This window comes from Flavihumibacter solisilvae, from assembly GCF_000814475.1.
GTDB classification, from domain to species: Bacteria; Bacteroidota; Bacteroidia; order Chitinophagales; family Chitinophagaceae; genus Flavihumibacter; species Flavihumibacter solisilvae.
Map to the genome: position 1 here is coordinate 212,023 of NZ_JSVC01000009.1, position 24,100 is coordinate 236,122.

Here is a 24,100-nt window from a genome sequence, read left to right on the forward strand (position 1 = left end):
AAATTTTAAGGACACTTGCGTTGTGAACAAAATTCCTGTGCGGCGCAAAGGTAGGATGAAATTAAAAATTCAGAGGTGAAAATTCAAAATGGGTCGGTCTGCAGTGCCGGCATCGATTTGAATTGTTAGGGTTTACGGTTAAACAGGGCTGCAAAGGCTATTCGGCTGACCGTAGCGGCTATGCTGTATTATTTTTACATAGCGCATTGCCAGACCTAAAAACAGCCTAAATGGAAACGCGATTACCAGGACTGTTGTGTTTATTCCTTCTGGTCACTAACTGCCACTATGTTGCAAGCCAGTCGGTCACCAACAAAATGTTCTCCTTCGGCTCATACGGGCGGGTTGGTGCCGGCTTCGCCCCTGCCATCAAAGGAAATATCGGTCGCTCCTTTAACCTGAACGGAATGGGTTCTATTGGGGGCAGAATGGAGGAAGCAGACTATGTGGAATTTGCCGGCGCATTACATTTCAAACCACACAACCAGCAAAGCGATACCACGTTCATCAATGTACAGGCGCGGGTGGCCATGTATAGCGGCAACGGGCAACTGATCGGTAATGTCAGCAGTACCAACTACGGTGGGGTAGCATTTGCATTACCGGAACTATACGCGGAAGCAAACAATATCATGGGATCGAAATGGAGTGCGTGGATTGGGGCAAAATTCTTCCGCACGAACGATATACATATTGCCGACCATTTCTATTTTGATGATCACAGTACGCAGGGGTTTGGCGTAACATGGAAAAACACCACGTTATCCGTGATGTTCCCGGGGAATGTTGATACTGCCAGTTCTGTGCCACCGAATTTTTATGTGACGATAATTGATGGAACACCACGACTGGGATTACGAAGCAGGAGCGTGATCATTGGAGAACATATCATTCCGTTCGATGAAAATAACCAGCAGATCAAACTGCTGGCTGAATACCACCAGCTTTCAGATGCAAGTGCAGAGGACACGGCTACAGCGTTTAACTATCCTTCGGCCGGCGGATGGGTCGTCGGTATTAAACATATGACAGGATTAAAAACTGCGGTCGAAGGTTCTTTCAACCATGCTTCGGTCAGGTATGGCAGTGGCATTGCCAATGGCAATGATGGCGGGAACTCGAGAACATGGCTGACCTATGGTGCACCTGATCTCGAAACGAATAAATTTAAAGAGGCGTATTCCTTTAACGTTATTGAGCACCTGATGCTCAACCTCAGTAAAAAGTATAGCCTTAATGGTTATGTGATTTTTACCAAAAGCCGCGGCGCCGCCGACAGCCTGAATAAAGCACCAGATTATTTCGACCGGCAAATCTTCAACAGGAAGACAGAATATGCAGTCGGCTTCAGAAATTTCTGGTACATAAAAAAGTGGTTCCATCTCATTACCGAGCTGCATTATGCGGCCAGGAAGGATGGCGCGCAGGATTATGCACGCATGGCCAAGTTCTCACTGGTGCCTACGATTGTTCCTACTGCCAAAGCGGATCCCTGGGCACGGCCGCATTTGCGCCTGATCTACTCTGTAGCGAAATACAACAAGTTCGCGGCGGAAAATGCCTACTCACCCTACCTCCGGGAGATCGGGAATAAGGAATGGGGCCATTATATCGGGGTAAGAGCCGAATGGTGGATCTGGTAGAAATTGCAAATTGAAAACTAAAATGTAGAATGATAGCTGGTGAGTATTATACTCTTACGTCATGGAAATCTGTCTCACTTTTCTCTCACTTTTTTCTCACGTTCCTCTAATTCAATGCGTCATCAGCGTAAAATGCAGGCGAGCCTTCTGCCACAAACTTGAACGTTTAGTTTGAATCTTATTTAGTATAAATTTGTCAGGTAAAGAATAAACCTTCTCAATAGTCTTTTGAGTAAACGAGTCTGTAGCAGTCGATGGCAGCGGTGAGAGAAAGCCTTTGATTAATTTCAGCACCTAGAATTTAACACGGGAGGAATCATTATGCATCCGTTACGCAAACTTCGCGAATCCGGTAACGCTTCACCCGCCCAGGTGAGAATGTTGCTTGCCGAAAACGTCGTATTCAACAGCCCGATCCTAATACGACCGATCGAAGGTCGTGACATCATCGCGGCGATTTTCGCTCAGTCGAGCTCTACGCGAGGTTCTGGCACTTACACAGCTGAATTTAAGCTCGATGAGCGCACCACCTTTTTGCGTTGGGAAGGAACCATGGATGGCCACAAGATCGAGAGTCTGGAGATCATCGTGGACAACGAACAAGGACTGATAGTTGAGCGCACGATTGCCCTCCGGCCGTATCCGGCGGTGAAACTGTTCCGCGACTCCATGTATGAATCGCTCAAGGATAAGTTGCCTCCCGATGTTTGGGACTACCCAACGACGCCGTAGCTGCGACCTGCCAGCGGATTCGCTTAATGTCCTCCACCTAATGAACGGTAAAGTTCAATAGCCGCATCCAGCTGCGCCTTTTTAATAGCAGCCAACTCAAGTTCGCTTTGCAGCAAGCCAGCCTGGGCTGTTATTACTTCCAGGTAAGTTGCCTGCCCATTTTGAAAAAGCAAGCCGGCATTATGGACTGCACCATTAAGAACGTTTAACCGCTCACCAGCAACATCAGCTTTATGCTCCAACTGTTCTACCTGTGCCAGTGCATCTGAAACCTCACCAACAGCCGTCAGGACAACCTGGCGGAACCTAAGAACTGCAGTTTCCCGCTCAACCTGTTTTATTTCGAACTGTGTTTTCAATTGGCGACGTTGCAAGATGGGCTGACTTATACTTCCGGCGGCTACACCAAACAGTGATGCCGGCACATTAAACCAGTTGGTAAACTGAAATGCCTCTGCTCCTCCGGACGCTGTGATCCGGAATGAGGGATACATGCTGGCCTTTGCTATTCCCACCTCCGCATTCGCAATTGCCAGATCCAATTCCCTGCTTTTAACATCCGGCCGCCGGCTCAGCATGGCTGCAGGAAGGCCGGCCGACAGGGAAACAGGAAGTGCCGCAGATGACAGTTTAGCTGAACGATGGATAGCGCCTGGTAATTTACCTGTCAAAACGGAAAGCGCATTTTCCTGAACCAAACGTGCCTCATGAAGATGCGGGATTATCCCGGCAGCTGCCAGTCGCTGCGCTTCCACCTGCTGAACACCCACAATGGTCACTTGGCCGGCATCATATTGCAAGCGGACCAGTCGCAATGTGGAATCATTAAGCTTTAAATTTCTTTCGGCTATGTCTACCTGTTGATCAAGGATCAGCAAATTGTAATACCCTTGCGCAATAGCAGCAACCAGCCTTGTTTGGATGCCACGCCTTGCTTCCCCCGTTTGCAGGTAAGACGCCAATGCGGCCTTCTTTTGATTTTTTACTTTTCCCCAGATATCCGCTTCCCACGAAACGGACAGGGCAGCAGTATAATTTTCAACATGCTTTTTTCCCAAAAAATTCTCCAGGCTAAGACCGTTCAGGCTTTTACCGGACTGACGGGAAGCCGATGCACCTACCTGGAGCCCCACCTCCGGGATATTCCCCCACATCGACTGTCGCAGTTGCAAACTGGAAATCTCGATATTGTTAAGGGCAACTTGCATATCATAGTTACGTACCAGTCCGCTATCAATGAGTACCTGTAACAAAGGATCAGTATAAAATACTTTCCAGGGAAACGCTCCTATCCCAACAGAATCTTCAACCTGTTCATTCCTGAATTTACCAGGTAAATCCGGTTGCGGTGTTTCCCTGTCACGCGATACCGTACAGGCATTCAGCACGACAACCAAAACCAACATCACTAAGCTATACTTCATGTTTTTCAACTTTAAACAATTTTAAGAATGCAATACCTCATTCGCTGCCTCGAGATCAGCAGCATGACCTTTTCCGTTCAATCGGGATTCAGGCTTTCCGCTAATGCGCTCCTGCAAGTGTTGAAAAATGATAAAAAGAACCGGGGTGATAAATAATCCCATCAGCATTCCGCTGAGCATGCCTCCTGCGGCCCCGATACTGATCGAGTGATTCCCTTTTGCCGATGGACCTGTTGCACTCATCATGGGTATCAGTCCCACAATGAAAGCAAGCGATGTCATAATGATCGGCCGTAATCGTGAGCCAGCTGCATTTACAGCTGCCCTTGCCAATGATTCACCTCCCCGCCTTCTTTGTGCCGCAAATTCAACGATCAGGATGGCATTCTTAGCCAAGAGCCCGATCAACATGACCAGGGCCACCTGTACATAAATGTTATTGTCAATGCCAGTAAACCCGATGGCAGCAAACACCCCGAAAATGCCGGTAGGGATAGTCAGTATTACGGAAAGCGGAAGGATGTAGCTTTCATATTGCGCAGCTAACAAAAAGTACACAAACACCAGGCAAAGGAGGAAGATGATCGTAGTCTGCCTGCCGGCTGCAGTTTCTTCCAATGTCTGCCCCGTAAATTCAAAGGAATAACCTTCAGGTAAGATTTTAGCAGCAACTTCTTTTACTGCATTGATCCCGTCACCTGAACTGAAGCCCGGCTTTACAGTGGCATTCATGCCAATCGAATTGAACAGGTTATATCTCGAAACGGTTTCCGGTCCATATACCCGGTTCAAGCTGACAAGGGTATTTATAGGAACCCTTTCTCCGTGCACATTCTTCACCAATACACCATCAATGGCTGCTACATTAGCCCGGTCTTCTTTTGAGGCCTGCAACATTACCCGGTAGTATTTCCCAAAACGGTTGAAATCGGAAGCCTGGGCTGTACCAAAGTAAGCCTGCATGGTTTGCAAAATCTCTTTAACACTTACTCCCAACTGGGCAGCTTTTACATCATCTACTTCCATTTCCAATTGCGGGTAGTCGGAACGGAAAGGCGTAAACACAAAACCTATTTCCGGGCGTTTCATTAATTCAGCCATGAACTGCTGACTCACCTCGCTGAATTTATTTATCGCCCCTCCCGCCCGGTCCTGCAGTACAAAATCCAAGCCGTCTACATTACTAAATCCCGGCACCGTGGGAAAAGTAAACACAAAGAAATCTGCCCCCTTGATCCCGGATAGTTTCTGACGGATAATATCCTGGATCGCATCAATGTCTTTGACTGGGCCACGCTGATCAAATGGTTTCAGCCCGACGAATGCTGTTCCTGCCGATGAGCTGCTCGACTGTGTCAATAAATTGAAACCTGCCAGTACATTCACCTGTTTGCTGAATTCCTGCTTACCAATTGCCTTATAAATTTCTTCGGTTATATGTGCATTACGTTCCAATGATGCGCTTGACGGCAGTGTTACCGAGATCACAATAAACCCCTGGTCTTCCGGCGGTATAAAACCGGTCGGCGTCTTCTTAGCCATCCAGATTGTTGCAACCAGCACCAGTGCTAAACTAGACAAGCCCACCCATTTATGCCGGAACAAAAAACGCAGGCTCCTGACATACCTGTTTGTCAGGTTTTCAAATCCGCTGTTGAAGCCATCAAAAAAGCGTTGTTTAAATGTTTTGAGTTTATGCTGGCCCTCGTGGTTATGGTTAGGCTTCAAAAACAATGCAGCCAATGCAGGACTCAGGGTTAGGGCATTGATGGCAGAGAGCACAATGGCGATTGCCATAGTAAAGGCAAACTGCCGGTAGAACTGCCCCGTGGAACTTTCAATAAAACCAACAGGTATGAAAACAGCTGCCATTACGAGAGTTATGGAAATGATTGCCCCCGAGATTTCTTTCATTGCATGACGGGTGGCTTCTTTGGCGGACTTTGAACCGCGATTTAATTTGGTGTGCACTGCTTCCACCACAACTATGGCATCATCCACAACAATCCCGATCACCAGGATCAACGCGAAAAGTGTCAGCAGGTTGATTGAAAAACCGATCAGCTGGATAAAGAAAAACGTACCAATGATGGCGACAGGCACAGCAATGGCGGGAATTAGCGTCGCCCGGAAATCCTGAAGGAAGAGGAACACAACAAGGAAAACAAGCACGAAGGCTTCAATCAATGTGTGCTTCACCTGGTCTATGGATTGATCCAACGCCTCCTTTGTGCTATACAGCAATTTGAAACTAATTCCCTTCGGAAATTCCTTTGATGCTTTTTCCATGAACTTTGTGGTAGCGATCTGGATCTCGTTGGAGTTGGACCCAGGTTGCTGAAAGATCCCGATATTAATAGCAGGCTTACCATTAACACGTGTTATCCCGTTATAAGTGAACGCTTCAAATTTAACCCGTGCCACGTCCTTTAACCGCAGCACTGAGCCATCCGCGTTAGCCCTGATAATGATATTTTCATAGTCTTCGCTTTTATTGAACTTGCCCTTGTATTTGATGACGTATTCAAATGCTTCCTGGCTTTGCTCGCCGAACCTGCCGGGAGCAGCTTCCAGGTTCTTGTCCTGGATAGCAGCAATGACCTCATTTGGCGTCAGGTTATAACTGGCCATCTGTGCGGGCTTCAACCAGATACGCATTGCATATTCCCGGTTGCTTCCCCAGATTACTGCCTGTCCTACCCCCTGCACCCGCTTTAGTTCCGGGATCAGGTTGATCAATGCATAGTTTGACAAGAATGTCTGGTCGTACTTTGATTCATCCTCCGATGTCAGGTAATAGGCTATTACCAGGCTGTTTTGTTGTTTTGCCGTGGCAATCCCCTGCTGCACTACTTCTGCCGGCAACTGGCTGATCGCCTGTGCCACACGGTTCTGGACATTTACCGCCGCGCGATCCGGATCAGTACCCTGTTTAAAAAAAACCGAGATACCCAGTGTGCCATCATTGCTGGCAGTAGAGCTCATATAGATCATATTCTCTACACCATTGATCGCTTCTTCCAATGAAGGAGCAACAGAGCGAAGAATGGTTTCTGCATTTGCACCCGGGTAGCGTGCTGAAACCTGCACGGCGGGAGGCGCAATATCAGGGAACTGCTGCAGCGGCAATTTCACCAGGGCCAATCCACCTAAGATCACGATAATAATGGAGATCACGGTTGCAAGAACCGGCCTGTCAATAAACTTCTTGAACATAAAACCAGGAATTAATTTGAAGTGGCGATTTTGTTGGAAATAGCAGGAAGGATAGCCTGGCCATCCTTTAATTGCCCAAAGCCCTCTGTAACGATACGATCACCGGATCGAACGCCTTCGCGGACCAGGTAATTGGTACCGCTTATGCCGAGAACCTGGATTTGTTGTTTACTGACCTTATTGCTGTCGCTTACTGTGTAGACAAAAACTTTATCCTGTAACTCGATTGTTGCTGCCTGTGGCACCAGCACGATACCATCATGTTTTAAGGGCAGTCGCACTTTGCCGGTATTGCCAGAGCGAAGCACGCCGCCTTCATTGGCAAACGAAGCGCGTAAAGTAATAGAGCCTGTCGTTTTGTCGAACTGACCATCAATCATATCAATTTTACCGGAATTGGTAAATGTGCTCTGGTCAGAAAGGATAAGTGAAATGGCGGGCACTTTACCTAACATCTCCTGTAAGGTAGTACCATCATATTGAGATTTAAATCGGATGAAGTCAGATTCTGCCAGTGCAAAGTAGACATGTACCTGGCGTACATCTGACAATAAAGTGAGGGGTTGAACATCTGCAGGATTTAACAGGCTCCCCTGCTTTTTGAACAACCGGCTGATATAACCGTTGACGGGCGCTTTGATCAAGGTATAGCCCAGGTTGATCTGTGCAGCTGCTACCAACGCTTTTGCCTGTTGCAGATTGGAAAACGCTACCTGGTGAGCCGCTTTCGCTGCCTTCAGCTGGTAATCCGAAACTACTTTGTTTGCCACCAACGGTGTAAACTTTTCAACATCCAGTGAAGCATTTGCTAAAGCTCCTTCTGCAGCATGCATCTGCGCAGTAGCCTGGTTAAGACGTTCCCGGAAAGGAGCTTCATCGATTTTGAATAGCGGTTGACCTTTTACCACATAACTACCTTCATCGGCATAGATCTTTTGCAGGATGCCGTCTACTTGTGGACGGATCTCAACATTTGTTTTTCCTTCAATAGCAGCGGGATAATCCTTGTAAGTAATCGCGTTGCCTGACTGGATCTGCAGGACAGGCAAAGCTGCGGGTGTTGGTGGTGGTGTTTCGGTTTGAGCTGCGCAGCCTGCCAGGATCCAGGCAATCAGCCCCATTAATAAAATGATTTTCATCTTTGTCATCGTTTCTCTTTTCAATTAATTACAAGTATGCAATTGGATACCTGACAGGTAGTACTGCTTGTATCGCGGAACGAAATTATCGCCGCTCAGAGGCGGATGACAAGAGGAAACTGGTGAAGCAGACGAGATCTGCCCCGAAGTGGACAAACCCAAATTTTGGATGTAAAGGGTGTCTTTGTCCGGACCAAAGACACCCTTATAGCATTATACCTATGCTGCGGGTATTGCCATGCGTACTTCCACAATTGCGCCATATTTGATGATGGGGCATTTCCTGGCAATTTCGACTGCTTCATCATAGTCGTTTGCCTTTATCAGTAACAGCCCACCCATTGACAATTTTCCTTCAGTGAAAGGCCCCTGCTGTATCTTCTTTGCCGTACTTACTACCCTACCATCGAGGTCCCATTTCTTTACAGGGGCTACTAATTTGTTATCAGCAGCAATACCGGCGATCCATTCCTGGTAAGGCTTAAACGCCTCCTTCAACTCTTCAGGTGATGGATGGGGGTTCTTGCTCGTGAGATCCCTGTGGATCGTAATTAAGAATTCACTCATTTTGATTTGCTTTTATTGTTTGAAAAAAAATAATGAAACATTTATAATTTGCGGGCTGCCGTTATAATGAAATCCGTTACTTTCTTAGGCTGCGAGATCATGGGAATATGACTTGAATTAAGCTCGATCGTAGTTGCCTTGATGAGCTTTGCCTTGTATCGTTCCAGTTCAGGGCTGATCACTTTGTCCTGGCTTGCAACGATATACCATGAAGGTTTGCTTTTCCAGGCGGGGCTTGTTACTTTTTCTTCGCCGGCAGATGCAGCCAGTGGCACTTGTGTTGCGTAGATCAGCTTCCTTTCCTGCAGCGATGCATCAGGTGCAAAGCGCTCATTTACGGTTTGCTGCGACAATGAAACATAGCCATCTGAACTGACCAGGAATTCCTTTTCAATTCCAGTTGTAGGCATCATGGCGTTAACCTGGTTGGCGTTTTGTTCATCTTCAGGAACAAGTGCAGCAACATAGAGTAACCCGGCGACCTTCGGATCATTTCCCGCTTCGCTGATCACCATTCCGCCATACGAGTGTGCAACTAACAGCACAGGACCGTCCATTTGAGCGATGGCGCGCCTGGCCGCGGTAACATCATTCGCAAGCGATGTGAGTGGATTTTGCACCGCAACCACGTTATATCCGCTTTTCTGAAGGGAAGGAATAACCTTTGACCAGCAGGATCCGTCGGCAAAAGCCCCGTGAACCAATACGATGTTTTTAATTCCTTTTGAAGTTGATTGGGATACTGCCCTTTCTGGAAGAAAAAAAGCAGTGACTGCAATAAAGAATACAACCGTAAAAAACTGTTTGATAGTAACCATAAATTTTAGTTTTAATTTTATCTGTTATTGTTTTCTAATGCTATCCTGATTGCCGCTGAGGCTTGCGCCAGGGCTGTTTTAACTGCGGGTACTTCTGCCAACGGATTCAATAAACCATAGTCGTGAATCAGCCCGCCATACCGTGTTAGCGTTACAGGAACGCCAGCCTCATCCAGTTTGCGGGCATAGGCTTCGCCCTCATCCCGCAGCACATCATTCTCTGCCGTTTGAATTAAAGCAGGCGGGAGACCTTTCAACTCACTAATACCCGCCCGAAGCGGGGATGCATAAATCTCTTTGCGTGCATTTTTATCGGGCAAATAGTTATCCCAGAACCAGATCATCATATTTCTTGAAAGAAACCTTCCTTCACCTAATTCTTTGTAAGATGCGGTTTCAAAATTTGCATCTGTAACCGGCCAAAGCATTACCTGGAGTTTAATTGCAGGACCTTTTTTAGCCTTTGCCATCAGTGCGATTGCGGCTGTCATATTTCCGCCGACACTGTTGCCAACCACAGCAAGATTTTTTCCATCAACCCCGATTTCACTGCCATGCCCCGATACCCACTTTGTGGCGGCATAGATCTGGTTGATTGCAGTAGGATAGCGTGCTTCCGGGGAAGGTGTGTAATCAGGAAACACTGCAACAGCCCCGCTTGCAACAACAAGATCTCTTACCAGTCTCCTGTGTGTCGGGTAATCCCCCAATACCCATCCCCCACCATGTATGAATATGAAGACCGGTGCATTTGACCTGGTGTTGACGGGCTTTACAATATGGATCCGAACGCTCTCGCCGTCTTGTGAGATGGATCTTTCCGATTCTTCAATACCCGAGTAATCAACCGTCACCGAGTTTTGGGCATCAACCAATACTTTCCGTGCATCTGCAGGACTCAACTGTTCTATTGGTTTGCCTGGAGCGGAATTAAGTGCTTTCAAAAATGCCCTTACCTCTTTTAAAATGCGGGGATCGCTTTCCGCTTTTACTCCTTTTGTATTTGATTGCGAGATAGCTTGTAATGTGAAAGAAAAAATAGCGACAACAAGTATAAAACCAATAAGCAAAGGAGGGCCGTTTTCTGCTTTCGCAGAATTAAATTTCTTTTCCATAAATGTTTAATTGATGATTATTCCGGACTGCCGGATGCAGCACTTTCTTCTGCAGTGGTTAGCTCAAATTCGTCATTGCGGATAGCATCGTCGAGGAATTCGCTACCTTCAAAAGTGTTATAATCTGTTTCATGCAGCTTTACAAGCTGGCCTTTTTCCGGTCGCTCCCGGCGACCGGGTGTGAGGTAATGCAAAAAATACACTGGCATAGAAAAATGTTTTGATAAATAAAATAAGATTGGCATACGCAGTCAGCAGGCAATCCATTTAAGATTTTACACCCTGGCCTTTCATCCATTTGTCGAAATTGATACCGCCCATTTTTGCAAGGCCCAGTGGCACCAGTGCATTTTCACTGAGCAAAGCGCCGAAGTATCTTGTATTATTGTCGGAAACTACTTTGCGCGGATCATTCATGTAGTACAGGTAGCGGCCTACAAATTCCGCCATGGTACTGCGTTCAGGACCTGCAATTTCAATATAGCCGTTGATTGGGGCGGATAATGCAACCTGTGTTACGAAAACAGAAACATCTTCTGCAGCAATGGGTTGGAATTGTGCACCAGATACATGTGATTCACTGCCTTGTGTACCCGAATTAGCAATACCAGCCAGGAATTCCAGGAACTGCGTGCTGCGGATAATTGTATAAGGAACCCCTGATTCTTTGATAATATTTTCCTGTACTACTTTAGCGCGCATATAACCGCTGTCTGTTATCTTGTCTGCGTTTACAATTGAAACCGCGATATGGTGCTTTACGCCGGCATTCAGTGCCGATGCCAGTAAATTTTTGCCGGCAGTGCGGAAGAATTCCATTACAGCATTATCATCAAATGAAGGAGAATTTGCGAGGTCGATTACTACGTCGGTACCTTTCATGGCTTCTGCCAAGCCTTCGCCTGTTATGGTATTGATACCGGTGTTTGGAGAACCTACAATTACCTGGTGACCCAGTTGACGGAGTTTTTCAACTACCTTGGATCCGATGAGGCCAGTGCCTCCGATGACTACAATTTTCATGATTCTACTTTTTTGTTGTATTTATTTACCTTAGTAAGTCCAACAAAATGCCAAATCATCACAGTGTTGAAATTCAACTAATTGTGTAAGTAAGCAAGGGAAAACCTTCACTAAATCCGATGAAATCACTACATTTCTCACTAAATAAAATGGCATCTCACTCTTTACTGAAATAATCAGTCTTCGTAACGCCTAACTTTCTCATTTTGGAGTGTAGGGTGTTGCCGGGGATGTCAAGAATTGCTGCTGCGCCACCGTGGCCGGAAATCTTTCCCCGGCAACGTTTTAAAACGCCGATGATATAAGTTCGGTCAACTTCATCAAGTGTACGGTTGAATTGTTCTTTGTTTTCAGACCGTTCGGATAAAAGGTGATTCGTGGGAATATATACTTCCTGTAAGGTACTGTTTGTAGTAAGCAGTACACTGCGTTCGATAAGATGTTCCAATTCCCTCACATTACCTGGCCAGGAATAGCTGCGTAGTTGCTGGATTACGCCTGGAGTGACTTTCCTGATAATGCGACCCGAATTCCTGCTGTATTTCTCTACAAAAAATAGCGTGAGCGCTTCTATGTCTTCTGTTCTGTTCCGCAATGGCGGCAGCATGATGGGAAATACATTCAGCCGGAAATAAAGGTCTGCCCGGAAGCGCCCGGCTTTTACTTCTTCTTCAAGGTTCCTGTTGGTGGCTACGACGAGGCGAACATCCACCTTAATGATTTGCTTACCGCCTACCCTCTCCACCTCACGTTCCTGGATCGCACGGAGCAATTTTGACTGCGCTTCCAATGGCAATTCGCCAACCTCATCGAGAAAAAGGGTGCTTTGGTTGGCCAGTTCAAATTTACCGATGCGCCGGTCAATGGCGCCCGTAAATGCGCCTCTTTCGTGACCAAACAACTCACTCTCAACCAGGTTGGCAGGCAGGGCTGCACAGTTTACTTTAACCATCAGTTTGTCTTTCCGCGGTGAAGCATTGTGAATTGCGCGGGCGATCAACTCCTTGCCAGTACCGGTTTCACCAAGGACCAATACTGTGGTTGCAGAGTTCGCGACAAGTGACATCAGCCGGTACACCTCCTGCATTTCAGCTCCATTTCCGATTATCTCTGAAAAATTGTAAATATTACTGATCTGTTCCTTCAGGTAAAGGTTTTCATTTTCGAGTTGCTTTTTATAGTTCTGCAGTTTTTCATTAGCCTGGATGTTAGCGATGGCAATGGAGATCTGCGCAGCAATTCCCCTGAGTATCAGCTGGCTCAGGTGGTTAGCCAGCAACCATATAGTACCTATATTCCTGTCTCCCACCCGTAACGGCAGGCTGTATGCGTTTTTCAATCCTGTAGTTTGCCAAAGAGCTGCAAGCGCATTACCACTCATTGCTTCCTCTTCAACATTGAACACCAGGCCATCCTCGCTGGAAAGCACCTTTGCATTGTATGTTTCTTCGATTGTGAACTGCTTACCCAGCATTTCATCATAAACTTCCCTGGCATGATCGAATAAGGTTTCGTCAAACATAAAACGAACCAGGTTGTACCCGTCATCTGCGATTACAGTGATCATGGCAACTTTCGCATGCAGGATCTTGTCCAGCACTTTGAAGATTGCTGCTTCCAGGTCAGCCTTCGTTCTGACTCGGGCAATTTCACAACTGAAGTCAAGCAGAAATGTTTGTTCCGCTTGTTTTACAATAACCTGTTCATTCGCAATGATATTGGCCATTGCTATGGAAATCTGGGAGCATACCCCCTGTAACAGTTCAATATTAATTTCTTCTATATTGAGCCAGAGGATGCCGAGGTTTGTGTCGCCATGTCGCAGCCGAAGCCCAACCATAGTCTTGAAGCCCAGTTTCTTCCAATAATGCAGGTATGCAGATTGAATGCCTCTCCTGATCTCGAGTTCCACACTAAAGAGCAAAGGAATCTGACTGTCGAGTACCCGGCTCTGAAGTCCGTCATTGATTGGAAAGCTGGTTGAAACAAGGGCATTCAGTTCATCCATATCGGGAATCGGAACCGAAGTATCATATAGAAATGAGCCCATTGTGAGACCATCGTCGTTGATCTTAAGGATAATATAACCTCGCAGGCCCGTTAGCTTTCTTAAAGCATTACTGACTGCATCTTCAAGCTCTGATTTGGTCTTTACAGTTGCAATGCCTTCACTGAAATCAAGCAGGAATGATTTCTCATTTTTCTCTTTAAGGATCTCATCATTTTTGATAATATTGGAGATGGCGCTTGAAATCTGGGGAGCAATAAACTGAACAAGATTCCTGAATTCAGTTGAAAATGAGCCAGCCGTGTCGGAGTAGACATGAAAAAAACCAATTGGCTTTTCTTCATTCATCAACTTCATTATCAGCACTTCCTTAATGCCGGCTTCGTAATAAACAGGCACAAAAGCAGGAATCATTGGCTGGTTGACAATTTCTTCGAGTAAGTATAAGATAGGTCCTTCTGCCTGCAATACTGCCTGCAAGATGCCTGTTAGCGGATATTTTGCAGATACCAGTTTCGCGTATCCCGGATATTTCAGCAACGGTGAGTAAGTATTATCCAGCAAGAAAGCACTGAAGGTATTGTCCTGTTGGCCGATCAGGCTTACCGAGGCATGACAGAAGTAGAAGTAAGTTTTCATCCGCTCAGTCAGCAGGATGATAAGGTCATTCTTCTCCCTGACCCGGGTAAGGTCTTGCCCAAGATCAAGCAGGATATCCCTCTCGTTCCTGGTAGTGGCTGAATGAAGTTGATCACGCATCTCACTATTTCACTCTTAACTAAGTTCTTAAATTTAATGCGTTTTGCCAAAGGAATAGAGTTGCTTGTCGAGTAGACTTCCGTGTAGCATTCTCAAACTTATACCAAGCTATGCAACAGTAATATTGCAAATATTACGATGAGAAACAGGACATACCCCAGGCAACCCAGGCATCCGGTATTATCTTCGTTGTCATTGAGATCTCCCTTAACAGGCTCGTGTTCTTCCGTTACATTCCCAGACCGGAAGGTGCTTATCGTTTTCATTGTTATCATTTTTAAAGGTCAATAAGTGAAATCTTCTTATGCGTCCTTCGATCATTCATTTATTCAACTATTTCACTTATTGACCTATTGACTTATTGACCCTATTGACTTTACCGCAGCGACCTGAAAGACTCTCTTAATTCTTCGGAAAATGCCTTAGGTTGTTCCCATGCTGCGAAGTGACCTCCTTTATTCAACCGGTTGTAATGAATGAGCTTTGGATATGCCCTTTCTGCCCAGGTTTTTGGCGCAGCATAGATCTCGTCCGGAAATACACTTACTGCTACCGGGATCGAAACGTTCCTTGGATCAAAAAAACCACCTTTTGCCACCTGGAAAGTTTCCCAGTATAAGCGGGCAGAAGAAACCGCGGTATTGGTGACCCAATATAATGTTATGTTATCAAGGATGTCATCTTTTGTTAGTCCTTCAGACTTTCCTTCGAAGACACGTGAAATCAGTTCATAACTGCTTGCATCGTGATCCAGGATCCAGCCGGCAAGTCCGATTGGTGAATCTGCAATTCCATATAGAGTCTGCGGACGAAGGCCCATTTCGTTGGCATAGCCTAATCCTTTTTTATAGAAGAAATCCAGCTGCCGGTAAGCGTTCGCCTCGTCGGCCGAAAGATCTGCAGGCGGCATACCGGCCTGGAGAGCCTGGCCTATTTCAGCTGGAACGGTTGCGGGCATATTGGTGTGAATGCCGAGCAGTTCCGGTGGCGCAATCAAAGCCATGATTTCAGAAATAGCATTACCCCAGTCACCTCCCTGGGCTACGTATTTTTTATAACCCAGACGCCTCATCAGTTCAATCCATGCTTTTGCGATCCGTTCGGGTTGCCAGCCCACAGACGTTGGCTTGCCCGAAAAACCATAACCAGGTATGGACGGGATTACTACATCAAAGGCGTCTTCTGCTTTTCCACCATAGGCTACCGGATCGGTAAGTGGTCCTATTACCTTCATCTGTTCGATGATTGAACCGGGCCAGCCATGCGTGATGATGACCGGAAGAGCATTCTTGTATTTCGAACGGACGTGAATGAAATGGATGTCGACCCCATCGATATTCGTGATGAATTGTGGCAAAGCATTCAGTCGCGCTTCCACCTTACGCCAGTCATAGTCTTTCGCCCAGTAGCTTGCGAGGGACTGCATTGTCGCGAGTTGTACTCCCTGTGAAGCGTCTTTAACATTTTCCTGTTCGGGCCATTGTGTAGCGAGAACGCGGCGTTTGAGATCAACAAGTTTTTCTTCGGGAATTTTAACATGGAATGGACGAATAGATTCATCAGTCACCCGATTTATTGAATCTCCCCTTACATTACCTGGAACCTGGCTTGTTCCGTTATCTACACCTGCTAACACGGCCATTGCAAGGCCGGTGATAATAATCATTTTCATATTCCTTAGTTTAAAATCAAAATTATTTCAGCATACTCCCGGAAACATTCACATATGAGAAGAAGTGCGAATGTTGATGTTATAAAAGTTGCTGTGTGAGTTTCGTCACGATCGTCAATTGAAAATGCTGAAATAGAAGAATTCCGGCTGATCGGCCGGCATTCTTCTTAAATGTTTAACTAAGCGTTATTGCGAAGTATAAGTTACCTGATAGAACTACCTAGTGCTTGTTTGTTGGTTGTGCGCATAGGCCTGAAAGCTGCCCGCATTTCTTTTACAAATAGTTGTGGTTGTTCCCAAGATGCAAAATGGCCGCCTTTATCAACTTCGTTAAAATAGACCAGGTTGGTATATACACGTTCAACCCAGCTGCGCGGCGCTTTGTATACTTCACCGGGAAATACAGTAAAGGCTGCAGGAACAGAAATCTCACCCTGGGCAACGATGCGTGCTTCGTTCCAGTAGAGTCGACCTGCTGAAGCACCTGAATTGGTAAGCCAGTAGAGCGTGATGTTATCGAGAATTGCATCTTTGGTCAGGCTACCAAAAGGATGCCCGTTAAAGGCTGCCGCCATCTGTTCATAACTGTGTGGGTCATGATCAAGTAACCAGGCGGCAAGACCAATTGGCGTTTCAGCTAAACTGAAACCGATCGTCTGTGGACGCGTAGCTTGTTCAATGAAATAACCGCGGGTACGTTTTTTCCATTGTTCATACGCAAACTTTTCGTCTTCAGAAAGACCTGCGGGTGCCGCTTCGCCTGCGCCGGCCGCTTTTACTACTTCGGGCGGTAGTGTAAGAAACAAATTTGTATGAATCCCTATCAGACCCTTAGGCGCAATGCGTGCCAGCGATTCTGAAACCCTCGCACCCCAATCGCCTCCCTGGGATACATATGAAGTGTATCCAAGTCGATTCATCAAGGTATCCCATGCTTTAGCTATATGGTAGGAATTCCAGTCGGGCGTAGTTGGTTTGCCCGAAAATCCATAACCAGGTATGGACGGAATGACAACATCAAAGGCATCTTCCGGTTTACCTCCATAGGCAACAGGATCAGTAAGCGGACCGATCATATCAATGAGTTCCAGGATCGATCCCGGCCAGCCGTGTGTAATAATAACAGGAAGAGCGTTGGGGACTTTGGAACGTACATGGATAAAGTGGATGTTTACCCCATCAATCTTAGTAGTGAACTGGGGCAGGGCATTTAGTTTCGCCTCAACTTTCCGCCAGTTATAATCTTTCTCCCAATAACGCGCTAAGGTCTTCATTGTCGCCAACTGCACGCCCTGCGATTGATCAGTGACGGTCTCCTGCTCAGGCCACCTGGTTGACCTTATACGTTGTTTAAGATCCTGTATTTGCGATTCCGGAATATGTATTTTGAACGGGTGGATGGCTTCGTCGGACGACTTTGCAACCTGTGCGCCAGCTTGTAACCCGGCAAACATAACGGTAACTATTGGCAATACTTTTGCCAAAGAGGATATACTCTTTTTCATTTTTAATTTTTGTGAGTGTTGGGAACTAAAAGAGAACCTGATTTTGAAGTAACTTTATTCAGGCTTAAGAACAGAAAGACTGACTTTTACTACGTCCTCCAATGCCTTCCTGTCTTTACTGGTTTGTGCAATTATTTTCAACCCGGAAAAGCTGTTATACAGATGCCGGGCAAGAGCGACAGCGGAAAAGGATTTACTGATCTCCCCTGACTCCTGGCCATCTTTAATCCAGTCGTGGAACATTTTTTCAACATCTTCCATATTTCCTTTCACAAACGAATAAATCGTTGCTTCAAGATTAGCCAATTCAGTTGTTGTATTAATGATCAGGCAGCCCTTATTTTCCTTATCCATCAACAGTTCTTCCACAGCAAACTTGAAAACCATCTGGATACTCTTCAATGGTGACTTCAACTTATCCAGGGTTTTGCGAAGTTTAGCCCGCTGACTGTGTTTATAATACTCAAGGCATTTTAAAAACAAGGCCCGCTTGTCCCCGAAGCTGTTATAGATACTGGAGCGACTCAGGCCGGTTACAATGGTCAACTCATCCATTGACGTGCCATTATATCCTTTGAGCCAGAACAATTCGGTTGCTTTCTGCAAAACCTTGTCTTCATCAAAACTTACTTCCCTGGGCATGGTTCAAAATTATGGAATTACTATTCCAATATTAATTAAAATTATAAGGTCGAATAACCGCCATCGGCAATTAATTCGGCGCCTAAAACAAAACTCGAATCTTCGGATGCAAAAAACACGGCAATGCGGGCAATTTCGTTTGGATTGCCAAATCGTCCCAGCGGGACTTTGCCTTTTACTACCTCGTTGAATTCTTCAGTTTTGGCTTCACCGAATCCCAATTTTTCATAGATCGGTGTGGCGACGGGTCCGGGACTGATTGCATTTACCCTGATCTTACTGGTTAACAGTTCGGAGGACAATGTCTTTGCCAGGTTCAATATAGCTGCCTTGCTTGCCGAATAAACAGAAGCACCCGCTACGCCCTTATGAGCCACATTGGAAGCATTCAGTATAATAGAACCACCTTCATTGAAGATTGGAAGCAATTGCTGAATGGTGAAATACGCACCCTTTACATTGATATTGAATTGCTGATCAAACTCCTCTTCAGTAACCTCTGTGATGGGTGTAAATATGGCAACACCCGCATTAATAAACAGGACATCAAGGCGGGGAAATATTTTTACCACCTCGTCCCTTAATTTCAGGATATCCTTCATATTGGAAGTATCCGAAACAATCCCATGTGCCTGCGGTCCCAACTCAAGCACTGCCTTGTCAAGCGCCGCTTTGTTTCTTCCCGTAATAATCACACTGGCACCTTCAGCAATAAACTCACGTGCCGTCGCCAGGCCTATGCCACTGTTACCTCCAGTAATAAGGGCCGTTCTCTTCGATAATCTGTTCATGTTTGTTGTTTTAATTATTCTGGAATCTTCATTCCTAAATCAAAGTTCTATTTTGGAACTTATATTCCAAAATAAATCAGTCAAACAAACTGTTAATTAAAAGAGGGGGTTGAATATCAGCCTAATCTGGATGGAGGGCACCATTGGCGTCACTTTCGAGGCTAATGGAGGGTACTGAAATCACCTGGCCTTCTGCCAGTTTTCTTTTCGTACCTGTCATACCAGTCCTGTTACATTACCTACCTGCATCACCGTATCCAGGAATTTTCTCCGGCTTTGACGATGAATTACCATAAAGAGAGTTTGATTAGCGATTGATGGACGGATCAATTATGGGAGAACAACATACTATCAATGTAGTCACCGATAGATTTCATAAAAACGGATTTACATAATGTTTTGCCAGCCAGCCGGGAAATCATATTTCCACCTTCAATTAATGCCATCAATGTAAATGCGGCCTCTTCCGCGTCCACGTCATCCCGGAATTCCCCGCTTTCGATCCCGTTTTTTATTATATCAGCCAATTGCAGTTTCCATCCATTAAGTGCAGTAACTGCTTTCTGTCTCAGCCTGGTGTGAATATCACCTGGATCAAGCGAAGCATTATGGATCGCAGGTTGGATCAGGTCTGCGCACTTGTTAAACAGCTTTCCAAAAACAAGAATTTTTTCTGCTGACGAAATATTCATCTTCACCTCCCTGTCAATAGTTGCATTCACTTCAAGCAAAATATGATCTAATACAGCGAGGATAACCTCTTCCTTATTGGCAAAATTGCCATAAATACTGCCTTTAGACAGGCTTGTTGCTCCTTCAATATCAGACAGGGAGGTGCCTTCGTAACCCTTACTTATAAAAATGGGAATTGTCTTTTCAATTATGAAGTTCCTTGTTTTTTCGCTCTTAGTCATATCAAAAGCTTTAATACCAGGACAAAGTTCTTTCGCGTCAAGGGCAAAAACACGCACATATGTAAATAAATCCAGGCGTTCCCTTTTTTCGTAACTTACTATCCCTCCCCATTCGTACTATATGCCTTCCCGGAACCCGGCCGGATTCTTCGAATAACTAAAAATCAAGAACATGAAAAAACTGCTACCCAGGTTAAGCCTGTATCTTTTCCTGTTTTCAGGAAGCCTACTGCTGATTATCAGTACTACAAAGGGCCAGTCTGCAAACAAGGTGAACAACGTGGTCATTGTTCATGGTGCATTTGCCGATGGCTCAGGCTTTAAGGATGTATATCGCATCCTGACAAAGGCAGGCTACAAGGTAACCGTGGTTCAGAATCCTTTGACATCTCTGGAAGATGATGTGAACGCCACGCTTCGTGCCCTGGACAAACAGGATGGCCCGGCAATCCTTGCAGGACATTCCTGGGGCGGGACCGTTATTACGGAAGCAGGCATGCATCCGAACGTAGCAGCTTTGGTTTATATAGCTGCATTCCAACCGGATAAGGGAGAAACTACAGCCCAGTGGGCATCTTCATTACCGCCAGCGCCCGAAAACGGCATTCTGCCACCGGACAAAAACGGGATTGTTTATTTCGACAAGGCTAAGTTCCATGCAGGGTTTGCAGGTGATGTACCAAAAGAACTGGCCGAATTCATGTATGCATCCCAGGGTCCGATCATGGCAGTTTGCTTTACTGCACCCATAAAGGAAGCAGCGTGGAAAACAAAGCCAAGTTTTGGCATTGTAGCAACAGAAGACAAAGCCATCGTTCCAGACATTCAACGGAATATGTACAAGCGTTCAGGAACAAAGATTTCAGAAGTAAAAGGCAGCCACGTAATATTCATTTCCCAACCGGATGCCGTTGCTAAAGTAATTATGGAAGCTGCCAGCGGAAAAAAATAGCCATTTATGGCCGCACTAATGAGCCTGTGCCCTGATCCTGCTGAGCGACTGCGGCGCGATGCCGAGATAGGAAGCGATATAATAACTTGAAAACAACTGTAACAAATGCGGTTCTTCTTTTACCAGTTTACAGTAGCGTTCAGTTGCCGATAAGGTAAGCAGTGTAAAAGCCCTGTCATACATAAAGATATAAGCACTTCCGTTTTGCTTACGTGTCCAGATTTCAAAGGCGGGGCAGTTCTCAATCAAATAGTGCACCCCTTCCTTCGAAATCATCAATGCCTTTACATCAGTAAGCATTTCTATGGTTACGACTGATGCTTTATCATCTAGAAAAGCCCGGTAATCAACCATGAAAACATTCCGGCCTACACTTGCCTCATTATTGAAATGGAATGACCAGGTGATGGTCTTGCCCGTATAGTCGGTATAATATGATCTTCCCAGTCCGGTGACGAGGAAATAGATCTTATCACTGCACTCCCCTTCACGAAGAATCACATGTTTCCTTGGCAAATTTACTTCGGTAAACCTGGATGCAATCAATTCGCCTGACTCGGAGTCCAGCTCCCCGAACCTGCGCATGTAATTAAAGAAGGGTTCGCATGCTTCGATTGAAGTCATATATCTTCCGGTATACATAAATAATGATCAGGACGATGATGACCAACAATCCAAAAATAATAATAGTTCCCGAGATTTCTTTAAGCGCGCCAATACCGGCCTCGGTCTGTATACCCCTGTAAAAACCTTTGATATCATAATGTTGCAGCACCTGTGGCTCATTGACATCGATGCCTGATGCGAGCAGGCTCAGGTGCCTGGTGCGCCCGGCATAGATGTAATAGTTGTAAAGTCCCGAAAACAATCCGGGAGCCAGGAAAGAACGGACCATTACCAGCGTGCCCACTACCTTCAGCGAGTCCGGGAAGGCGAACCCTGCAGAAGCGTATAACCCGATGGATACGTACAGCAGACACTGTCCAAATCCTTTTATCACAGAAGGCAGCCAGAATTCGTTTATGTTAAGGTCATTTACAAAGCGGCCATACATCAAAACATAGTACAACACCAGTAGGGCAAACCCGGCAATGATCAGCAAATGGCCATTGTAATTGTTTTTGTACCAGAAATATGTAAGCACAGATGCAGCAAAAAATCCTGGCAGCAGGTAAAGATTTGTTTCCGCATTGCGTATTGACTCGAAACCAAGTATTGCCCCGGTAAAATTTGCCTGGAGGGTTGTCGGGAGAAAAACACCGGACAGCATGAACAATAGTATACCGAAACCCAGGTTCTGCTTTTTGAAAATTGCCAGGCTGAGAAACGGGCGTTTAACTGTTATTTCCCGTCGCACAAAAAACAGCAACGCAATGACAGCCCCCGCAAAGGCTGCGCTGATCGACGTTGATGCAAACCAGTTTTCAACTTTTCCATATACAACCACATAGTTTACCAGCATCAATGCCAGCACAAACAAGCCCATGCCGAAAAGGTCGAGCTGGTATAGGGGTACCTTTCTTTTAAGTTGGTGTTTTTCAGCGAAGATCAATACCAGGATGATGTTGATCGCGATCAGAATGACAATCAAAATGTAGGAGTAACGCCAGGAAAATGCTTTGCTGAAACTTGCCGTAACCCATGACATGAAATACAGTCCCCCAAGAGCAGTAAGATAGAGCATCGGGTAAAATCGGGCTGTTTCAAATTTCCTGCTCCAGATCCGTAACCAGGCAAGGTAAACTTCACCCAACATCAGGATCTTCCCGAAACCGAGGACCAGTACTGCTGCTACAAAGACTACCGGGCTATTGGTCAGCGCACAAATGATATTCATAAGGAGCACTATAAATAACCCGGCAAGAACGAGCGTCTTATTTGTAAACCGGGCAGCCATTCGCAGGTGAATGATGAAACCCGCTGCCATACCAATATACACTGCATTTAATGCCATGGTATAAGGCTCCTGGTATACGCCCAGGTCGTTAAAAATATCACCTGTTATTCCGGCGTATGCACCATTCGCACAAAGGACAATAAACAACAACATCGTTAATATAGTATAACGCAAAAACTTCGGTACCCATGGGTATAAAAGCTCGGTTAGTGGTGGCATTGTAAAATATTTAATCTGCTATACTTACTTCAACGTTCATTCCTGCCATGACATGGTCAAGGACCAGCGACTGATAATCGTTGAATTCTATTTTTACAGGGATCCGCTGTTGTACCTTAATAAAATTACCGGCAGAATTGTCGGTTGGGATTGCGGCAAATCGCGAACCGGTAGCTTGCGAAATTGCGGATATAGTGCCGCTGAATTCTTTTCCTGGTATTCCATCAATCTTCAGCTTCATCCGCTGTCCTACCCTCAGTTTCGCAATCTGTGTTTCCTTATAATTGGCCACTACCCATTTACTGTCCTTTCGCACATATGACAGCAGGTTCTGGCCGGCTTGCAGCAACTGACCCTCCTGGATATTGCGGCGGCCAGTCACGCCATCATAGGGCGCCGTAATCACCGTATACGATAAATTCAGTTTTGCCAGGTCCAATGCCGCATGGGTACGTTTGATCTCTGCATCATTGACACTGACCTTTTTACCTGTTTCTACAGCCGAGAGGCTGGTAGCGTTACGCTGCCGAAACAATGCACTGGATTGTGATGATGCTACATCATATTCTGTTTTTACCTGGTCAAACTGTTGTTGCGTGGCTGCGCCCTCTGCAAGCAGGTTGGTGTAACGGCGGAGGTTTTCCTCCGCATTCCACAAACGTGCACGGGCCGCGCTGATATTTGCATCCGTAACAGCAAGGCCGCTTTCCACCGTGTTGACGGCTGACGCCGTTACCGTCCTCGATGCCTGTGCAGCCAGGTATGCGGCTTCGGCCTGCTCTACCTGGATCTTATATTCCCTGTCGTCGATCAATACCAGTGTGTCCCCCTTTTTTATCTGCTGGTGCTCCGTAAAGCGAACCTCTTTTATATACCCGGGGATCCTGGTATTAACGGGATTGATATATTCTTCCACCTGGGCATCGTTGGTATACAATCTTCCCCAAAGGTCAGACCATTTGTATACACCCCAGGTAATGACAGTCCCGGCTGCAATAAAGATCAGCGTGTTAACCAGTAACAGTGCTCTGCTTTTTCCATTTAGAAGTTTCATCTCAATACAT

The 24,100-nt window shown here is 45.9% G+C and carries 21 protein-coding genes; 3 read left to right on the plus strand and 18 right to left on the minus strand.

Translation table 11 applies throughout. The annotated features are described in order from the left end of the window. Positions 1 to 230 precede the first annotated feature (230 nt). Both OI18_RS08940 and OI18_RS08945 read left to right on the plus strand, forming a co-directional pair. Positions 231 to 1,643, plus strand: coding sequence for a carbohydrate porin (locus OI18_RS08940; RefSeq protein ID WP_039139116.1), 1,413 nt, complete (start codon positions 231 to 233; stop codon positions 1,641 to 1,643). Between the two features lie 321 nt (positions 1,644 to 1,964). Further along, positions 1,965 to 2,375: a hypothetical protein gene (locus OI18_RS08945; protein WP_039139118.1), complete on the plus strand. Its 411-nt coding sequence runs from the start codon at positions 1,965 to 1,967 to the stop codon at positions 2,373 to 2,375. A gap of 23 nt (positions 2,376 to 2,398) precedes the next feature. Here the strand turns inward: OI18_RS08945 and OI18_RS08950 are convergent, their stop codons facing one another. From OI18_RS08950 to OI18_RS09015, 15 genes are all read right to left on the minus strand, one after another. Continuing rightward, positions 2,399 to 3,799 (minus strand): efflux transporter outer membrane subunit, encoded by a 1,401-nt coding sequence (locus OI18_RS08950; RefSeq protein WP_039139121.1) that lies wholly within the window; start codon positions 3,797 to 3,799, stop codon positions 2,399 to 2,401. A gap of 21 nt (positions 3,800 to 3,820) precedes the next feature. After that, positions 3,821 to 7,015: an efflux RND transporter permease subunit gene (locus OI18_RS08955; RefSeq protein WP_039139123.1), complete on the minus strand. Its 3,195-nt coding sequence runs from the start codon at positions 7,013 to 7,015 to the stop codon at positions 3,821 to 3,823. Positions 7,016 to 7,026: 11 nt separating this feature from the next. Beyond that, a complete protein-coding gene (locus OI18_RS08960; protein ID WP_205410012.1) occupies positions 7,027 to 8,163 on the minus strand; it encodes an efflux RND transporter periplasmic adaptor subunit in 1,137 nt (378 codons plus the stop codon). A gap of 210 nt (positions 8,164 to 8,373) precedes the next feature. Further along, the gene (locus tag OI18_RS08965) at positions 8,374 to 8,721 is read right to left on the minus strand and encodes a YciI family protein (protein WP_039139125.1); all 348 of its coding nucleotides are present in this window, start codon (positions 8,719 to 8,721) and stop codon (positions 8,374 to 8,376) included. A 41-nt stretch (positions 8,722 to 8,762) separates the two neighbouring features. After that, positions 8,763 to 9,539: an alpha/beta hydrolase gene (locus OI18_RS08970; RefSeq protein WP_039139127.1), complete on the minus strand. Its 777-nt coding sequence runs from the start codon at positions 9,537 to 9,539 to the stop codon at positions 8,763 to 8,765. Between the two features lie 17 nt (positions 9,540 to 9,556). Continuing rightward, complete coding sequence (locus tag OI18_RS08975; RefSeq protein WP_082037897.1) at positions 9,557 to 10,654, minus strand: alpha/beta hydrolase; 1,098 nt, start codon at positions 10,652 to 10,654, stop codon at positions 9,557 to 9,559. Between the two features lie 17 nt (positions 10,655 to 10,671). Continuing rightward, a complete protein-coding gene (locus OI18_RS08980; RefSeq protein ID WP_039139128.1) occupies positions 10,672 to 10,863 on the minus strand; it encodes a hypothetical protein in 192 nt (63 codons plus the stop codon). A gap of 58 nt (positions 10,864 to 10,921) precedes the next feature. After that, positions 10,922 to 11,677, minus strand: a complete 756-nt coding sequence (locus tag OI18_RS08985; protein WP_039139130.1) for an SDR family oxidoreductase — start codon at positions 11,675 to 11,677, stop codon at positions 10,922 to 10,924. A gap of 157 nt (positions 11,678 to 11,834) precedes the next feature. Then, entirely contained in the window at positions 11,835 to 14,444 is a 2,610-nt protein-coding gene (locus tag OI18_RS24390) for a sigma-54-dependent Fis family transcriptional regulator (RefSeq protein WP_052273015.1), read from the minus strand. Positions 14,445 to 14,542: 98 nt separating this feature from the next. Continuing rightward, entirely contained in the window at positions 14,543 to 14,710 is a 168-nt protein-coding gene (locus OI18_RS24675; RefSeq protein ID WP_160290210.1) for a hypothetical protein, read from the minus strand. 110 nt (positions 14,711 to 14,820) lie between these two features. Next, positions 14,821 to 16,116: an epoxide hydrolase family protein gene (locus OI18_RS08995; RefSeq protein ID WP_240312742.1), complete on the minus strand. Its 1,296-nt coding sequence runs from the start codon at positions 16,114 to 16,116 to the stop codon at positions 14,821 to 14,823. Positions 16,117 to 16,319: 203 nt separating this feature from the next. Further along, positions 16,320 to 17,621 (minus strand): epoxide hydrolase family protein, encoded by a 1,302-nt coding sequence (locus OI18_RS09000; protein WP_052273016.1) that lies wholly within the window; start codon positions 17,619 to 17,621, stop codon positions 16,320 to 16,322. A gap of 54 nt (positions 17,622 to 17,675) precedes the next feature. Then, positions 17,676 to 18,263 carry a TetR/AcrR family transcriptional regulator gene (locus OI18_RS09005; RefSeq protein WP_039139131.1) on the minus strand — a complete coding sequence of 196 codons (588 nt, stop codon included), beginning with the start codon at positions 18,261 to 18,263 and terminating at the stop codon, positions 17,676 to 17,678. A 41-nt stretch (positions 18,264 to 18,304) separates the two neighbouring features. Beyond that, entirely contained in the window at positions 18,305 to 19,054 is a 750-nt protein-coding gene (locus tag OI18_RS09010) for an SDR family oxidoreductase (RefSeq protein WP_039139133.1), read from the minus strand. A gap of 326 nt (positions 19,055 to 19,380) precedes the next feature. Then, positions 19,381 to 19,968: a TetR/AcrR family transcriptional regulator gene (locus OI18_RS09015; protein WP_039139299.1), complete on the minus strand. Its 588-nt coding sequence runs from the start codon at positions 19,966 to 19,968 to the stop codon at positions 19,381 to 19,383. Positions 19,969 to 20,140: 172 nt separating this feature from the next. On the opposite strand from OI18_RS09015, the gene OI18_RS09020 reads away from it, so the two are divergent. After that, on the plus strand, positions 20,141 to 20,920 hold the full coding sequence (locus tag OI18_RS09020; protein WP_039139135.1) for an alpha/beta hydrolase: 780 nt from the start codon (positions 20,141 to 20,143) through the stop codon (positions 20,918 to 20,920). 15 nt (positions 20,921 to 20,935) lie between these two features. On the opposite strand, the gene OI18_RS09025 is transcribed toward OI18_RS09020, so the two are convergent. From OI18_RS09025 to OI18_RS09035, 3 genes are read right to left on the minus strand one after another with little or no spacing between them, the layout of a single operon-like run. Beyond that, positions 20,936 to 21,544, minus strand: a complete 609-nt coding sequence (locus OI18_RS09025; protein WP_052273018.1) for a Crp/Fnr family transcriptional regulator — start codon at positions 21,542 to 21,544, stop codon at positions 20,936 to 20,938. Further along, on the minus strand, positions 21,510 to 23,036 hold the full coding sequence (locus OI18_RS09030) for an MFS transporter (protein WP_152616769.1): 1,527 nt from the start codon (positions 23,034 to 23,036) through the stop codon (positions 21,510 to 21,512). Before OI18_RS09030 ends, OI18_RS09025 begins: the two co-directional genes overlap by 35 nt. Positions 23,037 to 23,046: 10 nt before the next feature. After that, on the minus strand, positions 23,047 to 24,090 hold the full coding sequence (locus OI18_RS09035) for an HlyD family secretion protein (protein WP_039139140.1): 1,044 nt from the start codon (positions 24,088 to 24,090) through the stop codon (positions 23,047 to 23,049). Between the last annotated feature and the right edge of the window lie 10 nt (positions 24,091 to 24,100).

Coding starts and splice junctions, on each gene's coding strand:
- OI18_RS08940 (WP_039139116.1), top strand. CDS start 231: ATGGAAACGCGATTACCAGGACTGTTGTGTTTATTCCTTCTGGTCACT.
- OI18_RS08945 (WP_039139118.1), top strand. CDS start 1,965: ATGCATCCGTTACGCAAACTTCGCGAATCCGGTAACGCTTCACCCGCC.
- OI18_RS08950 (WP_039139121.1), bottom strand. CDS start 3,799: ATGAAGTATAGCTTAGTGATGTTGGTTTTGGTTGTCGTGCTGAATGCC.
- OI18_RS08955 (WP_039139123.1), bottom strand. CDS start 7,015: ATGTTCAAGAAGTTTATTGACAGGCCGGTTCTTGCAACCGTGATCTCC.
- OI18_RS08960 (WP_205410012.1), bottom strand. CDS start 8,163: ATGACAAAGATGAAAATCATTTTATTAATGGGGCTGATTGCCTGGATC.
- OI18_RS08965 (WP_039139125.1), bottom strand. CDS start 8,721: ATGAGTGAATTCTTAATTACGATCCACAGGGATCTCACGAGCAAGAAC.
- OI18_RS08970 (WP_039139127.1), bottom strand. CDS start 9,539: ATGGTTACTATCAAACAGTTTTTTACGGTTGTATTCTTTATTGCAGTC.
- OI18_RS08975 (WP_082037897.1), bottom strand. CDS start 10,654: ATGGAAAAGAAATTTAATTCTGCGAAAGCAGAAAACGGCCCTCCTTTG.
- OI18_RS08980 (WP_039139128.1), bottom strand. CDS start 10,863: ATGCCAGTGTATTTTTTGCATTACCTCACACCCGGTCGCCGGGAGCGA.
- OI18_RS08985 (WP_039139130.1), bottom strand. CDS start 11,677: ATGAAAATTGTAGTCATCGGAGGCACTGGCCTCATCGGATCCAAGGTA.
- OI18_RS24390 (WP_052273015.1), bottom strand. CDS start 14,444: ATGCGTGATCAACTTCATTCAGCCACTACCAGGAACGAGAGGGATATC.
- OI18_RS24675 (WP_160290210.1), bottom strand. CDS start 14,710: ATGAAAACGATAAGCACCTTCCGGTCTGGGAATGTAACGGAAGAACAC.
- OI18_RS08995 (WP_240312742.1), bottom strand. CDS start 16,116: ATGAAAATGATTATTATCACCGGCCTTGCAATGGCCGTGTTAGCAGGT.
- OI18_RS09000 (WP_052273016.1), bottom strand. CDS start 17,621: ATGAAAAAGAGTATATCCTCTTTGGCAAAAGTATTGCCAATAGTTACC.
- OI18_RS09005 (WP_039139131.1), bottom strand. CDS start 18,263: ATGCCCAGGGAAGTAAGTTTTGATGAAGACAAGGTTTTGCAGAAAGCA.
- OI18_RS09010 (WP_039139133.1), bottom strand. CDS start 19,054: ATGAACAGATTATCGAAGAGAACGGCCCTTATTACTGGAGGTAACAGT.
- OI18_RS09015 (WP_039139299.1), bottom strand. CDS start 19,968: ATGACTAAGAGCGAAAAAACAAGGAACTTCATAATTGAAAAGACAATT.
- OI18_RS09020 (WP_039139135.1), top strand. CDS start 20,141: ATGAAAAAACTGCTACCCAGGTTAAGCCTGTATCTTTTCCTGTTTTCA.
- OI18_RS09025 (WP_052273018.1), bottom strand. CDS start 21,544: ATGACTTCAATCGAAGCATGCGAACCCTTCTTTAATTACATGCGCAGG.
- OI18_RS09030 (WP_152616769.1), bottom strand. CDS start 23,036: ATGCCACCACTAACCGAGCTTTTATACCCATGGGTACCGAAGTTTTTG.
- OI18_RS09035 (WP_039139140.1), bottom strand. CDS start 24,090: ATGAAACTTCTAAATGGAAAAAGCAGAGCACTGTTACTGGTTAACACG.